Origin of the sequence: Pseudomonas sp. JV245A, assembly GCF_032424515.1 — a bacterium.
GTDB lineage: Bacteria > Pseudomonadota > Gammaproteobacteria > Pseudomonadales > Pseudomonadaceae > Aquipseudomonas > Aquipseudomonas protegens.
Genome location: NZ_VYKE01000049.1, coordinates 23,031 through 36,968 on the forward strand (window position 1 = coordinate 23,031; position 13,938 = coordinate 36,968).

General features: G+C 67.6%; 11 protein-coding genes and 1 pseudogene. All 12 read left to right on the plus strand.

Going from position 1 to position 13,938, the window contains the following annotated elements:
• Nucleotides 1-290: 290 nt before the first annotated feature.
• Nucleotides 291-821, plus strand: a pseudogene (locus F6S12_RS33820) (methyl-accepting chemotaxis protein); the annotation flags it as partial.
• Between the two features lie 79 nt (nucleotides 822-900).
• Complete coding sequence (locus F6S12_RS15600) at nucleotides 901-1,356, plus strand: SRPBCC family protein (protein ID WP_011061183.1); 456 nt, start codon at nucleotides 901-903, stop codon at nucleotides 1,354-1,356.
• Nucleotides 1,357-1,441: 85 nt separating this feature from the next.
• Entirely contained in the window at nucleotides 1,442-3,190 is a 1,749-nt protein-coding gene (locus tag F6S12_RS15605) for a copper resistance system multicopper oxidase (RefSeq protein WP_315869055.1), read from the plus strand.
• Nucleotides 3,180-4,079: a copper resistance protein B gene (locus F6S12_RS15610; protein WP_053158366.1), complete on the plus strand. Its 900-nt coding sequence runs from the start codon at nucleotides 3,180-3,182 to the stop codon at nucleotides 4,077-4,079. The genes F6S12_RS15605 and F6S12_RS15610 overlap by 11 nt, the downstream gene beginning before the upstream one ends.
• Nucleotides 4,080-4,233: 154 nt before the next feature.
• Nucleotides 4,234-4,683: a DUF411 domain-containing protein gene (locus tag F6S12_RS15615; RefSeq protein WP_015635530.1), complete on the plus strand. Its 450-nt coding sequence runs from the start codon at nucleotides 4,234-4,236 to the stop codon at nucleotides 4,681-4,683.
• Nucleotides 4,680-5,117, plus strand: coding sequence for a YqaA family protein (locus tag F6S12_RS15620; RefSeq protein WP_315869056.1), 438 nt, complete (start codon nucleotides 4,680-4,682; stop codon nucleotides 5,115-5,117). Before F6S12_RS15615 ends, F6S12_RS15620 begins: the two co-directional genes overlap by 4 nt.
• 179 nt (nucleotides 5,118-5,296) lie before the next feature.
• A complete protein-coding gene (locus tag F6S12_RS15625; protein ID WP_015635528.1) occupies nucleotides 5,297-6,307 on the plus strand; it encodes an alpha/beta fold hydrolase in 1,011 nt (336 codons plus the stop codon).
• Between the two features lie 15 nt (nucleotides 6,308-6,322).
• Entirely contained in the window at nucleotides 6,323-7,276 is a 954-nt protein-coding gene (locus tag F6S12_RS15630; RefSeq protein ID WP_015635527.1) for a D-2-hydroxyacid dehydrogenase family protein, read from the plus strand.
• A gap of 550 nt (nucleotides 7,277-7,826) precedes the next feature.
• Complete coding sequence (glgA, locus tag F6S12_RS15635) at nucleotides 7,827-9,395, plus strand: glycogen synthase GlgA (RefSeq protein WP_011061176.1); 1,569 nt, start codon at nucleotides 7,827-7,829, stop codon at nucleotides 9,393-9,395.
• 13 nt (nucleotides 9,396-9,408) lie between these two features.
• Entirely contained in the window at nucleotides 9,409-11,205 is a 1,797-nt protein-coding gene (gene treZ, locus F6S12_RS15640; RefSeq protein ID WP_315869057.1) for a malto-oligosyltrehalose trehalohydrolase, read from the plus strand.
• Entirely contained in the window at nucleotides 11,202-13,283 is a 2,082-nt protein-coding gene (gene malQ / locus F6S12_RS15645; protein WP_315869058.1) for a 4-alpha-glucanotransferase, read from the plus strand. The genes treZ and malQ overlap by 4 nt, the downstream gene beginning before the upstream one ends.
• Nucleotides 13,280-13,938, plus strand: a 659-nt coding sequence (locus F6S12_RS15650; protein WP_315869059.1) for an alpha-amylase family glycosyl hydrolase, incomplete at its 3' end; no start/stop codon positions are given. The genes malQ and F6S12_RS15650, both read left to right, overlap by 4 nt.

Sequence of the window (13,938 nt, forward strand, 5' to 3'; positions counted from 1 at the left end):
CCGAGGCCATGGCCGGGAGCCTGGGGCAGTTGCAGCAGAGCTCGGCCCACAGCCGGCAGATCCTGTTGCGCCATGCCTCGGAAACCGATCAGACGGTGACCGCCATTACCGAAATGAGCAGCACCGCCGACAGCGTTGCCGCCAACGCCGCCCAGACCGCAGACTTCACCCGCCGCGCCAACGAACACGCAGAACGTTCCCGGGTGGTGGTGGGCGAAGCTTCCGGCAGCGTCATCGCCTTGATCGACGAAGTCGCCGATGCCACCCACAAGGTCGAGGCCATGCAAGCCGACGCCCAGCGCATCACCGAGGTCCTCGGGGTGATCGGCGCCATCGCCGGGCAGACCAACCTGCTGGCCCTGAACGCCGCGATCGAGGCCGCCCGGGCCGGAGAACAGGGCCGCGGCTTCGCCGTGGTCGCCGATGAAGTGCGGGCCCTGGCCGCGCGGACCCAGGACAGCACCTCGCAGATCAACGAAATGCTCGCGCGCCTGACCCAGGGCGTGAGTTCCTCGGTCAGCGCCATGGAAAACACCCAGGCCAGTTGCCAGTCAGCGGCGGATGCCACGGCGCGGGTCAACAGCGGGCTCGACGAAATGGCCGACTCGGTGAGCCAGATCAACAGCCTGAGCACCCAGATCGCCACCGCCGCCGAACAGCAGAGCGCCGTGACCGAGGAGATCAACCGCAGCATGGTGAGCATCCGACACATGGTCGAGGAGCTGGTGGACAGCGCCCGGGCCGGGGAAAGCAACACCCAGAGCCTGTTGCAGGCCAATGCCCAGGTCAGCCACCTGATGAGCCGCTTCAAAGTCCGCTGAACGGTCTGCCCCCGCCCCTGGCAGCCCGCCGGGGCGGGGCTATATTTCAGGCTCCGGTCACAAGGACGTGAGGTGCCTCATGGGACAGCGCCAGACACATCTGTTGCATGAACAGATCAGCCACGAACTGTTTATCCAGGCCAGTATCGACACCGTCTACTACTACGTGACGCAGCCGGACCGCTGGCCGGAGTGGCACCCTTCCAGCCTGCGTGCCGACACCGGCCTGTGCGGTTCATTGCCCGCCGGCCACCGCTTCAGTGAAACCATGGACTTGCTGGGGGTGCAGCTGCCCATCAGCTACCGGGTGCTGGTGGCGGTGTTTCCCAAGGAGTTCAAGACCCTGTTCAGTTCCGCCGCGCTGGACGGTTCGATCCACTACCTGTTGAGCAAGCAGGGCGACGGCACACTGTTCCGGCGCACCCTGGAATACGCCACCGACCTGCAGCTCAGTGGCCTGCGAGCACGCATGGAGCAGCTTTCGAGCCAGGCCCTGGGCAACCTCAAGCAGCGTCTGGAACAGCCCGACGACTGACAAATCTGTAATGCCCACCTCAGTTTCCTGACAGCCAGCGCCGATTAGAGTCCGCTCCAATCCGCTGACTGACTGGAAGCCTCCGATGCCGCGCCCCTCCTCGTTCCACAGCCCCTCCCGCCGCACCTTCGTCAAGGCCCTGGCTGCCGGTGGTGTACTGGCCGGCTTCGGCCTGTGGCGCAACCCGGTCTGGGCCATCAGCAGCCCGGGCCAGCCCGAGGTCCTGGCCGGCAGCGACTTCGACCTGTGCATCCAGCAGTTGCCGGTGAATTTCAGCGGCCGGCCACGCAAGGCCATGGCCATCAACGGCAGCCTGCCCGGGCCCCTGCTGCGCTGGCGCGAAGGCGACCGGGTGACTGTGCGGGTGCGCAACCGCCTGGACCAGCCCAGTTCCATCCACTGGCACGGGATCATCCTGCCGGCCGACATGGACGGCGTGCCCGGCCTGAGCTTCGAGGGCATCGAGCCCGGCGGGCTCTACCGCTACAGCTTCCCGGTCAAGCAGCACGGCACCTACTGGTACCACAGCCATTCCGGGCTGCAGGAGCAACTGGGGGTGTATGGCCCGCTGGTGATCGACGCCCGGGAACCGGAGCCCTTCAGCTACGAACGCGACTACGTGGTGCTGCTCTCGGACTGGAGCGACGAGGAGCCGAGGCAGATCCTGCACACCCTGAAGAAACAGTCCGACTACTACAACCAGCACAAGCGCACCCTGGGCGACTTCATCGAGGACGTCGGCCGCGACGGCTGGGCGGCCACGCTGGCCGAACGCAGCATGTGGGCGCAGATGAACATGACCCCCACCGACCTCGCCGATGTCAGCGGCGCCACCTATACCTTCCTGCTCAACGGCCAGGCCCCGGGCCAGCCATGGTGCGGGCTGTTCCGCCCCGGCGAACGCCTGCGCCTGCGAGTGATCAATGCCTCGGCCATGAGCTATTTCGACCTGCGCATTCCCGGGGTGCAGATGACCGTGGTCGCCGCCGACGGCCAGCACGTGGTGCCCGTGACCGTGGATGAACTGCGCATTGCCGTGGCCGAAACCTTCGACGTGCTGGTGCAACCCGGTGCCGGAGCCCACGCCTTGTTCGCCCAGGCCATGGACCGCAGCGGCTATGCCCTGGGCACCCTGGCCAGTGCCCCCGGGCTCGTGGCCGAGGCACCGGCCATGGACCCGCGACCGCTGCTGGGCATGACGGACATGGCCATGGGTGCCATGGATCACGGGGCAATGCCGGGCATGGACCATGGCGCCATGGCCGCCATGGATCACGGCGCGATGAACGCCACGATCAGCCACCCGACCTCGGAAACCAGCAACCCCCTGGTGGACATGCAAGCGGTGAACCCCATGCCGCGCCTGGACGATCCGGGCATCGGCCTGCGCGACAACGGCCGCCGGGTGCTGCGCTACGCCGACCTGAAAAGCACCTTCGCCGACCCCGACGGCCGCGAACCGAGCCGGACCCTGACCCTGCACCTGACCGGGCACATGGAAAAGTTCGCCTGGTCCTTCGACGGCATTCCCTTTGCCGAAGCCGAACCCCTGCGCCTGCGGTATGGCGAGCGGCTGCGCATCGAACTGGTGAACGACAGCATGATGGCCCACCCCATCCACCTGCACGGGCTGTGGAGCGACCTGGAGGACGAACACGGCCGCTTCCAGGTGCGCAAGCACACCATCGACATGCCGCCGGGCACCCGCCGCAGCTACCGGGTCACCGCCGATGCCCTGGGGCGCTGGGCCTATCACTGCCACCTGCTGTACCACATGGAAAGCGGCATGTTCCGCGAAGTCCGGGTCGAGGAGGAACGCCACCATGAAGCTTGATTACCTCCGCTTCACCCGGCAGCCCGGCGTTGGCCTGGCCCTGCTCCTGTTGGCCTGGCCCTGGGCACCGGCACAGGGCGAATCGATGCCGGGCATGGACCATTCCAGCGTGCCCGGGACCGCCATGGGCGCCATGGACCACTCGCAGATGCCCGGCATGCAGGCGCCAGCCCCCACACGAAGCCGCACACCGATCCCGGTGCTGACCGATGCCGATCGGGCGGCGGTCTACCAGGGCCCCAGCGGCCACATCCACGGCCCGTCGCTGAACACTTTCCTGCTGGTGGACCAGTTGGAATGGCAGGACGCCGACCCGGGCGGCAGCGTCGCCTGGGAGGTCGAGGGCTGGGTCGGTGGCGACCGCGACCGGCTCTGGCTGCGCAGTGAAGGCGAACGCACCCGGGGCGTCACCGAGCACGCCGAGCTGCAAGCCCTGTGGGGCCATGCCATTGGCCCCTGGTGGGACCTGGTGGGCGGCCTGCGCCAGGACTTCAAGCCCGGCACGCCGCAGACCTGGGCCGCCCTGGGGCTGCAAGGCATGGCCCTGTACAACTTTGAAAGCCAGGTCACCGCCTACCTCGGCGAGGACGGCCAGGCCGCCCTGCGCCTCAAGGGTGACTACGACTTGCTGCTGACCCAACGCCTGATCCTCCAGCCCTCCGCCGAGGTCAACCTCTATAGCCGCAATGACCGGCAACGGGGCCTGGGCGCAGGCCTGGCGGACAGCGAGATCGGCCTGCGCCTGCGCTACGAGATCCGCCGCGAGTTCGCTCCTTATATAGGGGTGACCTGGAACCGCAGCTACGGCCGCAGCGCCGACTACGCCCGGGACGAGGCCGAGCTGGACAACGACCCGCGCCTGGTCCTGGGCCTGCGCCTGTGGTTCTGAAGGCCACAACCGCTGGCCGGCCTTGGTATCACCTTGAAACAAAAGCCAGCGGCGGCCAGCGAAAAAAACCGCAAAATGCACCACCCCGAGCGTGCAACCGCGGGTGGCCGGCCATGCCACCCTTCCTTATTGATCAGCGACAAAGAGACTTTCGATGAACACCTCACTGCGTCTGGCGGCCCTGTCCGCCCTGCTGATCAGCTCCCTGGCCCAGGCTGGAGAACTGATTCCCATCGACGTGCACCGCGACGCCAACTGCGGCTGCTGCAAAAAGTGGATCGAGCACCTGCAGGACAACGGCTTTGCCGTGACCGACCACGTGGAAAGCAACATGAGCGCGGTCAAGCAGCGGCTCGGCGTCGCCCCGCGCCTGGGCTCCTGCCATACCGCGGTGATCGACGGCAAGTTCGTCGAGGGCCACGTGCCGGCCGAACAGGTGCTGGCCCTGCGCAAGCGCGATGACCTGCTGGGCATCGCCGCCCCGGGCATGCCCATGGGCTCCCCCGGGATGGAAATGGACGGCATGGGCGCCGATGCCTTCCAGGTCATCGGCCTGACCCGCGAGGGCAAGGACGTGGTCGTCGCGGACTACCCGGCCCGTTGATCTTCGGCGCCTACTTCGGCCTGTTCCTGGCGGCGTTCGGCGCCGCCACCCTGCTGCCCCTGCAATCGGAAGCGCTGCTGGTGGGGTTGCTGCACAACAGCCAACTGGCAGTGCTCGGGCTGTGGCTGGTGGCGACCCTGGGCAATGTCCTGGGCTCGCTGGTCAACTGGTGGCTGGGCCAGCGCCTGGAACACTACAAGGAGCACCGCTGGTTTCCGGTCAGCTCGCGTCACCTGGAGCGGGCCCGGGGGCCTTACCAACGCTATGGCCACTGGACGCTCCTGCTGAGCTGGATGCCGCTGATCGGCGATCCGCTGACCCTGGTGGCCGGCGTCATGGGCGAACCCCTCAAGCGCTTCCTGCTGCTGGTCACCCTGGCCAAGGGCGCGCGCTACGCCGTGCTGGCGTGGCTGACCCTGGGCTGGATCGGCTGAGCGCCCGCAGCTCCCCATCACCGCGCAGGAGCTGGCTTGCCAGCGAAAGTGCCCGCCCCCGCAACCACCTGCCTCAAGGCCTTCCTTGTCGGCAAGCCGACGCCCAGGGTTTGCCTGTGGCTTAACGTCGCCCTAATCCGGCGGCTACAGCATCGCCCGCAACCTTGCGGAGTGTCCTTATGCCCCTTGCTACCCCTCGCTGGCTCAGTGCCTTGCTGCTGCCCCTGGCCCTGCCTGCCCTCGCCGCCCAGGGGCCGGTCTACGGTCCCGAACTGCAGGGCTTCGACTACCCCTATCCCTTGCAGCATTTCAGCTTTGTGTCCCAGGGCCAGGCACTGCAGATGGGCTATATGGATGTACCGCCCCAGAGCCCGGCCAACGGGCGCAGCCTGGTACTGATGCATGGCAAGAACTTCTGCGGCGCCACCTGGGAGGGCTCGATCAAGGCCCTGAGCGCCGCAGGCTACCGGGTGATAGTCCCGGACCAGATCGGCTTCTGTACCTCCAGCAAGCCCGAACACTACCAGTACAGCTTCCAGCAACTGGCGCAGAACACCCATCAACTGCTGGCCAAACTTGGCGTCAGCCAGGCCAGCCTGCTGGGCCATTCCACCGGTGGCATGCTGGCCACCCGCTACGCCCTGCAATACCCCGATCAGGTACGGCAACTGGCCCTGGTCAACCCCATCGGCCTGGAAGACTGGAAAGCCCTGGGCGTGCCCTGGCGCAGCGTCGACCAGTGGTACCAGCGCGAGCTGAAGCAGACCGCCGAGGGTATCCGCCGCTACGAGCAGCAGACCTATTACGCCGGCCGCTGGAAGGCCGAGTACCAGCGCTGGGTGGACATGCTCGCCGGCCTCAACCAGGGCCCCGGCAAGCGCCTGGTGGCGTGGAACTCGGCGCTGATCTACGACATGATCTTCAGCCAGCCGGTGTACTACGAATTCCAGGACCTGAAGATGCCGACCCTGCTGCTGATCGGCACCGCCGACACCACCGCCATCGGCAGCGATATCGCGCCGCCCGAGGTCAAGGCGCGCATCGGCCACTACCAGGACCTGGGCAAGCAGGTGGCGCAGCGCATCCCCCATTCGACCCTGGTGCAGTTCCCGGGGCTGGGCCACGCACCGCAAATGGAACAACCCGAGCCTTTCCACCAGGCCCTGCTGGGCTGGTTGAAGCAACCCTGAGCCAGGAGCCCGAACATGGCACTAGAGATTGCGGTAATCGATGATTGGCAGGACGTAGCGCGCGAGGTAGTGGACTGGTCGGTGCTCGATAGCATCGGCCGGGTCAGCTTCCTTCACGACTACCCGGCAGACCCCGCCACCCTGGCCCGGCGCCTGCAACCGTTCCAGGTGATCTGCGTGATGCGCGAGCGCACCCGGTTCGATGAAACCCTGCTACGCAGCCTGCCGCAGCTCAAGCTGCTGCTCACCGGCGGCATGCGCAACGCCGCCATCGACCTCAAGGCGGCCAGCGCCCTGGGGATCCAGGTGTGCGGCACCGACAGCTACAAGCACGCCGCGCCGGAGCTGACCTGGGCCCTGCTCATGGCCCTGAGCCGCAACCTGCTGAGCGAAGCCTGCGCCCTGCGCGCAGGCGATTGGCAACAGGGCCTGGGGGGTGATCTGCACGGCAAGACCCTGGGCATTCTCGGCCTGGGCAGCATCGGCCAACGGGTGGCGCAATTCGGCCAGGTGTTCGGCATGCGGGTGATTGCCTGGAGCGAGAACCTCACCGCTGAACGCGCGACCGCGGCCGGCGTGACCCATGTCGACAAGCAGCAACTGTTCGAACAAGCCGATGTGCTCTCGGTGCACCTGGTGCTCAGCGAGCGCAGCCGTGGCCTGGTGGACGCCCAGGCCCTGGCGTGGATGAAGCCCGGGGCGCTGCTGGTCAATACCGCCCGCGGGCCGATTGTCGATGAAGCCGCGCTGATTGCCGCCCTGGAACAGGGCCGGCTGGCGGGGGCCGCACTGGATGTGTTCGAGCAGGAACCCTTGCCTGCCAACCACCCCTTGCGGCGCTTGCCCAATGTTCTGGCCACGCCCCATGTCGGCTATGTCAGCCGGCAGAACTACCAGCAGTTCTTCGGCCAGATGATCGAAGACCTGCAAGCCTGGCACGCCGGCCAGCCGATCCGCCTGCTCAACTGAAAGCCCCCCGTGGCGATCGCCAGGCAAGGTCCTGCGCAGCTTTTCGCAGGCTCGGCGGCGACCAGGCTCGCAGGGACGCTGGGCGCAGGAGCCCGCCTGTGCCCGTTCTTTGGGCGGCGCCGCACCACAACGGCACCGGCCCCCGGCAGCCCCTCCCCATTTTCGCCCCCGGGCCGCAACGGCCCCGCTCCCGGGCAGTGCATGGCCGACCTTTCGTCGGGACGCGTTCGCCGCCCGCCCTGCCAACCCCGGGAAACACCCACCTCCCCCGGCACCGCTCTAGGTTCTGTCCTAGACTGAATTTCGCACTGTGACCGGGCAGTCACATTCACCGAGAAAAAGTCGAAACTTTTCGCTTCGGCCCAAGGTCAGGTTAAAGGTAGGGTCGCTGCCACTGGTGCATTCCTTGCAACGGCTCCTCCACCCTTTCTGCTTCCACGCTCGAGCAGCGCAGGCTGATCGACGTGTGGCGCGTTTGCGCCCGGCCACAGGAATTGGCCACGCGCGGCGCTCGAGACACCAGAACAGATCAATAAAACGGGAGAGACACATGATCAGCGCCGTATTGGACACTCAGGGAGATCACCCTCAACAGCAGGCCGGCGACCGCGCCGCCCCCTCGGTTCCGGTCCCTGGGAACAAGACGGTGCTGCCGCTGGCGCGGCCCAATCCCAACCGCAAGCGAGTGCTTTTCGTCACTTCGGAAATCGCCGACCTGGTGAAGACCGGCGGCCTGGGCGACGTCTCTGCCGCCCTGCCCAGGGCCATGGCCCACCTGCACGATGTGCGGGTACTGATCCCCGGCTACCCCCAGGTGCTGCATAGCGAAAACCCGATCCACATCATCGGGGAGCTGGGTGGCCACGCGGCACTGCCGGCCTGCAAGATCGGGCGCATGGACATGCCCGACGGCCTGGTGATCTACGTGCTGATCTGCCCGGAACTCTACGAGCGCGAAGGCACGCCCTACGGCGCCAACAACGGCCGCGACTGGCCGGACAACCATATCCGCTTCGCCCGCCTGGGGCTGGCCGCCGCCGACATCGCGGCCAACCTGGCGCAGATCCACTGGTGCCCCGACCTGGTGCACGCCCATGACTGGCCCGCCGGGCTGGCGCCGGCCTACATGCACTGGCGCGGGCAACGCACGCCGACCCTGTTCACCATTCATAACCTGGCCTATCAGGGCGTGGTCAGCCTGGCCTCGTGCCCGGAACTGGGCATCCCCGAGCATGCCCTGCAACAGGAAGGCATGGAGTTCTACGGCAAGCTGTCGTTCCTCAAGGCCGGCATGGCCTACGCCAGCCACATCACCACGGTGAGCGCCACCTATGCCCAGGAAATCACCACCCCGGCCTTCGGTTGCGGGCTTGACGGCTTCCTCGCCAGCAAGACCCAACAGGGCCTGCTCAGCGGCATCCCCAACGGCATCGATGAAAGCTGGGACGCCGCCACCGACGCCCACCTGCTCACGCCTTTCAGCATCGGCGACTGGGACGGCAAGGCAGCCAACGCCGCCCATGTGCGGCAGATGTTCGGCCTTGACGCCTCCAGCGGCCCGCTGTTTGCCGTGGTCTCGCGGCTGGTCTACCAGAAAGGCCTGGACCTGACCGAAGCGGTGGCCGAGTTCATCGTGCAGTCCGGCGGTCAGATCGCCATCATCGGCCGCGGCGAGCCGGAGGAAGAACAGTCCATGCGCGCCCTGGCCCGGCGCTTCCCCGGCCGCATCGGGGTGCACATCGGCTTCAACGAGACCGACGCCCGGCGCATGTTCGCCGGCAGCGATTTCCTGCTCATGCCCTCGCGCTACGAGCCCTGCGGCCTGAGCCAGATGTATGCCCAGCGCTTCGGCTCGCTGCCGGTGGCGCGCAACACCGGCGGCCTGGCGGACACCATCGAGAACGGCGTCACCGGTTTCCTCTTCGACGAATCCACCGTGGCCAGCTACCAGGAAGCCCTGACCCGGGCCTTCAAGGTGTTCGCCTACCCGGCGCTGCTCAATGCCATGCGCTGCCGGGCCATGGCCGCGCCCTTCAACTGGTGCAAGGCGGTGGAACCCTACGCCGAACTCTACGAGCAACTGGTGGCCAAGGCCCTGGGACAGGCCGCCCGACAGTAAGAGGCAAGGACCGATGCCCCCAAGCACGCTGCACACCTGGACTCATGGCGCGCGGCTGCTGGATGCCGAGCACACCCGGTTCGCCCTGTGGGCGCCGGATGCGCGCTGCGTCAGCGTCGAACTGGCGGACGGCCAGTCGCTGCCCATGCAGCCCCAGCCCGAAGGCTGGTTCATGACCCAGGCGCGCTGCCCCGCGGGCAGCGCTTACCGTTTCAATATCGACGAGCGGATCCAGGTCCCCGACCCGGCGTCCCGGGCCCAGCTCGGTGATGTCCACGGGCCAAGCCTGGTGGTGGACCCCGAGCGCTATCAATGGCAGCACCCGCAGTGGCGCGGCCGGCCCTGGCACGAGGCGGTGATCTACGAACTCCACGTGGGGGTCATGGGCGGCTATCAGGCGGTGCAGCAAGCCCTGCCGGCCCTGGTGGAACTGGGGGTGACCGCCATCGAGCTGATGCCCCTGGCGGAGTTTCCCGGCGAACGCAACTGGGGCTACGACGGCGTGCTGCCCTACGCCCCGGAAGCCTCCTATGGTTCGCCCGACGAGCTGCGCGCGCTGATCGATACCGCCCATGGCCTGGGCCTGGCAGTGATCCTCGATGTGGTCTACAACCACTTCGGCCCCGACGGCAACTACCTGCAGGAGTACGCCCAGGGCTTCTTTCGCCAGGACCTGCACACCCCCTGGGGCGCTGCCATCGACTTTCGCCGCCCGCAGGTCAGCGAGTTCTTTATCGACAACGCCCTGATGTGGCTGCTGGAGTACCGTTTCGACGGCCTGCGCCTGGACGCGGTGCACGCCATCGACGATCCGGATTTCCTGCGGCAACTGGCGCAGCGGGTCCGCCAGGCAGTGCCATCCGATCGCCATGTGTGGCTCAACCTGGAGAACGAGTTCAATCAGGCCAGCCTGCTGCAACAAGGCTTCGACGCACAGTGGAACGACGACGGCCACAACGCCCTGCATGTGCTGCTGACCGGCGAAACCGACGCCTACTACGCCGACTTCGCCGAGCAGCCCACTGAGCAACTGGCCCGCTGCCTGAGCCAGGGTTTCGCCTTCCAGGGCCATGCCAACCGCCATGGCGAGGCCCGCGGCGAACCCAGCGGGCACCTGTCACCCAGCGCTTTTGTGCTGTTTCTGCAGAACCATGACCAGATCGGCAACCGGGCCTTTGGCGAACGCCTCAACCAACTGGCGCCGACCCAGGCCCTGCACGCGGCCACGGTGCTGTTGCTGCTGTCACCGATGATTCCGCTGCTGTTCATGGGCGACGAAGTGGCCGCCCAGGAACCATTCCTGTTCTTCACCAGCCACCAGGGCCAGTTGGCCGAAGCGGTGCGCGAGGGCCGGCGCAACGAATTCGCCTCCTTCAGTGCCTTCGCCGACGCCGGGCAGCGCCAGCGCATTCCCGACCCCAACGCCGCCTCGACCTTCCAGGCCTCGCGCCCACGGGCCCAGTCCCGACAGGCCGAGGCCACCCGCGAGCTGTACCGCAGCCTGTTGCAGATCCGCCACCGCGAGCTGGTTCCGCGCCTGCCCGGCGCCCGGGCCCTGGGCTGCCAGGTACTGGCCGAGGGCGCCCTGAGTGCGCGCTGGCGCCTGGGGGACGGCAGCCTGTTGCGCATCGACCTCAACCTCGGCCCGCATCAGGTCGAACTGGCCGCCGAGGCCGCACCGCAGTTGTGCTTCGAATACCCGCCGCACACCCTCAAGCACTGGTGCCAGGGCCAACTGCCTGCCTACAGCGTGCTGGTGCTGCTGGCCCCCACCTCTTCCCCGACCGACCCAGATGGAGAATGCCTATGAGCGATGCGCAACTGGAACTGCTTGCCAGCCGCGCCGGCCTGGCAGTGGACTGGATCGATGCCAACGGCCGTGCCCAGAAGGTCGAGGACCGGGTCCTGCGGGCTGTCCTGGCCGGCCTGGGGCATCCGGCCGAAGACCCGCAGCAGGTCGAACAGAGCCTGCTGCAATTGCAAGGGGTGCAACAGAGCCGGCACCTGCCCCCGCTGCTGACCGCCGACCACGGCCAGAGCCTGGACCTGGCGCGCTACTTCCCCCCGCACACAGCCTGTGTCCTGCGGCTGGAGGATGGCAGCCCGCTGCACCTGGACCTGGATGCCGAGAGCCGGCTGCCGGGCTCGATTCCGGTGGGTTACCACGCCGTGAGTATCGACGACGAACACTTTGTCCTGGCAGTGGCCCCCGAACGCTGCTTCAGCGTGGCCGACGCCGTGCACCAGCCCACCCCGCGGGCCTGGGGCCTCAGCGTGCAGCTGTACGCCCTGCGCCGCCCCGGCGATGGCGGTTTCGGCGATACCCAGGCCCTTGAAGAACTGGCGCGCCAGGCCGCCGAACGCGGCGCCGATGCCCTGGCCATCAGCCCGCTGCACGCCATGTTCAGCAGCGACCCGCTGCGCTACAGCCCCTATTCGCCTTCCAGCCGGCTGTTCCTCAACAGCCTGTATGCCGCCCCTGGCGCGATCCTCGGCGACCGCGCCTGGCACACCGCGATCGAAGCCTGTGGCCTGGGCAAACAACTGCAGGACCTGGGACAGTTGCCGCTGATCGACTGGCCCCTGGCGGCCCAGGCCAAGTTGCGGGCACTGCGGGCGCTGTATGAAGGCTTCTGCCAGGGCGAGCACCCGCTGCACGAGGACTTCGCCAGCTACCGCCAGGCAGCCGGCGAGGCCCTGGAAAACCACTGCCGCTTCGAAGCCATCCAGGCCCAGCGCGCCGCCCGTGGCGAGGACCTGGACTGGCGTCACTGGCCGCCGCAGTGGCGTGATCCGGCCAGCCTGGCCCTGGCTCATTTCGCCGAGGAACAGGCCCACGAAATCGGCTTCCATGCCTTTTGCCAGTGGCTGATCGCCCGCAGCCTGGAGCGAGCGCAAAGCGCGGCCCGCAGCGGCGGCATGGGCATCGGCCTGATCGCCGACCTGGCGGTTGGCGCCGACGGCGGCGGCAGCCAGGCCTGGAGCCGCCAGGAGCAGTTACTGGCCAACCTGACGGTGGGCGCGCCACCGGACATCCTCAACCGCCAGGGCCAGAGCTGGGGGATATCGGCCTTTTCCCCGGAAGGCCTGCAACGCCACGGTTTCCGCGCCTTCATCGAAATGCTCAGGGCCAACTTCGCCCATGCCGGGGGCCTGCGCATCGACCATGTGATGGGCCTGCAACGGCTGTGGGTGATTCCCCTGGGCGCGCCTCCCAGCGATGGCGCCTACCTCTATTACCCGGTGGACGACCTGCTGCGCCTGCTGACCCTGGAATCCCATCGCCACCAGGCCATAGTGCTGGGCGAAGACCTGGGCACAGTGCCCGACGGGCTGCGGGAAAAACTTGCCGCCCGGGCCATGCTCGGCATGCGTGTGCTTTTGTTCGAACAGGACCACGGCTGCCACTTCAAGCCCATCCTCGACTGGCCGGACAATGCCCTAGCCACCACCAGCACCCATGACCTGCCGACCCTCAACGGCTGGTGGCATGGCCGCGATATCGACTGGAACCAGCGCCTGGGCCTGGTGGACGAAGCGGCGGCGCGGCACTGGCGCGAACACCGCCAGCACGAACGCAACGGCCTGCGCCACGCCCTGGCCCAGGACCCGCAGAACTTTCGCGAGGAAAGCCACGAGGCCGACCAGGTGGTAGACGCCAGCGTGCGTTTCCTCGGCCACACCCGGGCGCCCCTAGTGCTGCTGCCCCTGGAGGACGCCCTGGGCATCGACGAACAGGCCAACCTGCCCGGCACCCTCGACAGCCACCCCAACTGGCGCCGGCGCCTGGCCACTGCCAGCCGGCGCCTGCTGGACGACAGCGACGCGGCGCGGCGCCTGGAGCTGCTGGCCTGTGCCCGGCAGCAGGCCCTGGAGCGTGACCGATGAGCCCGCCAGCCACACCAATGCCACGGGCCACCCTGCGCCTGCAATTTCACCAGGGCTTCACCCTGGATCATGCGCTGCCCCTGGTGCCCTACTTCGCCGGCCTGGGCCTGAGCCACCTCTACGCCTCGCCACTGCTCTGCGCGCGGGCCGGTTCCATGCACGGCTACGACGTGGTGGACCCCACCCGGGTCAACCCCGAGCTGGGGGGCGAGGCGGCCCTGGTACGGCTGGTGGATGCCCTGCGCCAGCACGGCATGGGCCTGATCCTGGATATCGTCTCCAACCACATGGCGGTGGGCGGCAATGACAACCCCTGGTGGCTGGACCTGCTGCAATGGGGGCGCCTGAGCCCGTACGGTGAGTTCTTCGATATCCAGTGGCATTCCCCCGACCCGCTGATGGAAGGCCAGTTGTTGCTGCCCTTCCTCGGCAGCGACTATGGGCAGGCCTTGCAGGAAGGCAGCCTGCAACTGCAGCTGGACGACGATCGCTGCGGTTTCCATGTTCGCCACTATGAACACTGTTTCCCCATCTGCCCTGCCGACTTCGGGGAACTGCTGCGCCTCGCCGGCCCGCCGGATGCCGCCCAGGCCCTCAAGCCCCTGGCCGACAGCTTTGCCGCCCTGCGTTTCAGCGGCGACGCCCACGCCCAGGC

Excerpts from the sequence above, each read along its gene's own strand:
- F6S12_RS15600 (WP_011061183.1), top strand. The coding sequence starts at position 901 with ATGGGACAGCGCCAGACACATCTGTTGCATGAACAGATCAGCCACGAA.
- F6S12_RS15615 (WP_015635530.1), top strand. The coding sequence starts at position 4,234 with ATGAACACCTCACTGCGTCTGGCGGCCCTGTCCGCCCTGCTGATCAGC.
- glgA (WP_011061176.1), top strand. The coding sequence starts at position 7,827 with ATGATCAGCGCCGTATTGGACACTCAGGGAGATCACCCTCAACAGCAG.
- F6S12_RS15630 (WP_015635527.1), top strand. The coding sequence starts at position 6,323 with ATGGCACTAGAGATTGCGGTAATCGATGATTGGCAGGACGTAGCGCGC.
- treZ (WP_315869057.1), top strand. The coding sequence starts at position 9,409 with ATGCCCCCAAGCACGCTGCACACCTGGACTCATGGCGCGCGGCTGCTG.
- F6S12_RS15625 (WP_015635528.1), top strand. The coding sequence starts at position 5,297 with ATGCCCCTTGCTACCCCTCGCTGGCTCAGTGCCTTGCTGCTGCCCCTG.
- F6S12_RS15605 (WP_315869055.1), top strand. The coding sequence starts at position 1,442 with ATGCCGCGCCCCTCCTCGTTCCACAGCCCCTCCCGCCGCACCTTCGTC.
- F6S12_RS15610 (WP_053158366.1), top strand. The coding sequence starts at position 3,180 with ATGAAGCTTGATTACCTCCGCTTCACCCGGCAGCCCGGCGTTGGCCTG.
- malQ (WP_315869058.1), top strand. The coding sequence starts at position 11,202 with ATGAGCGATGCGCAACTGGAACTGCTTGCCAGCCGCGCCGGCCTGGCA.